The sequence below is a fragment of the Vibrio sp. 378 genome, assembly GCF_033339435.1.
Map to the genome: position 1 here is coordinate 1 of NZ_JAWOUO010000099.1, position 1,241 is coordinate 1,241.

The window sequence follows — 1,241 nt, forward strand, 5'->3', positions numbered from 1 at the left end:
CATTTACATAGAGCAAGTGTTAAGCCGACCGTAAAAGGGGCAAAATAGAAAATCGGAGTAAAAAAGTCGCATCACAATGAGGCTTTTTACTTTTTCTTCTGAGCTTTCTTCGCCATACTTAACGTTCTATTGCACCATTATTGTGCATTGCACAATCTCAACGCAAACAAGGACGTAATGTGGATACCAGTCTCCCTAGTGCCATACTCAACAACATGGTCACAGCAACGCTGATTCTTGATGATGGATTGGCCATCCGCTATGCCAATCCAGCCGCTGAGCTGTTGTTTTCGCAAAGCGCCAAACGCATTGTCGAACAATCGCTTTCTCAACTGATTCAGCATGCATCGTTGGACTTGGCCTTACTGACTCAGCCATTGCAAAGTGGCCAAAGCATTACCGATAGTGACGTGACGTTTGTCGTCGATGGGCGTCCGCTAATGCTGGAAGTCACGGTAAGTCCAATCACTTGGCAACGACAGCTCATGCTGTTGGTTGAAATGCGCAAAATAGATCAACAACGACGCCTCACTCAAGAGCTCAACCAACACGCACAGCAACAAGCCGCCAAACTGCTCGTGCGCGGTTTAGCTCATGAGATCAAAAATCCAGTTGGCGGATTACGCGGTGCGGCGCAGCTGCTGGAAAAAATGTTGCCCGATCCATCGTTAACCGAATACACCCACATCATTATCGAACAAGAAGGTCGATTAAGAGCGTTAGTCGACCGCCTACTTGGCCCACAGAAACCAGGCAAAAAGACACAAGAAAATCTGCACCAAATTCTGGAGAAAGTACGCCAATTGGTCGAGTTAGAATCTCAAAACTCGATCATCATCGAACGCGACTACGACCCGAGCTTGCCCGAGATTTTGATGGATGCAGATCAAATAGAACAAGCGATGCTGAACATCGTCAGCAACGCGGCACAAATTCTTGCTCATCAAGAGCACGGCAACATCACCATTCGCACCAGAACGGTGCATCAAGCCAACATTCATGGCAAACGCTGCAAATTAGCGGCGCGCGTCGAGATCACCGATAACGGACCGGGCATTCCACCAGAATTACAGGACACCTTGTTTTATCCCATGGTCAGCGGGCGCGAAGGCGGCACCGGACTTGGGTTGTCCATCTCACAAAATTTGATCGACCAGCACAACGGAAAAATCGACGTTGAAAGCTGGCCTGGCCACACCACTTTTACAATATATTTGCCGATTTGACCTCACGAATGGATT

General features: G+C 48.2%; 1 protein-coding gene. It reads left to right on the forward strand.

Annotated elements, in window-relative coordinates; all coding sequences use genetic code 11:
- Positions 1-146: 146 nt before the first annotated feature.
- Entirely contained in the window at positions 147-1,226 is a 1,080-nt protein-coding gene (gene glnL, locus R7Q48_RS24350) for a nitrogen regulation protein NR(II) (protein WP_411979280.1), read from the forward strand.
- Positions 1,227-1,241 lie beyond the last annotated feature (15 nt).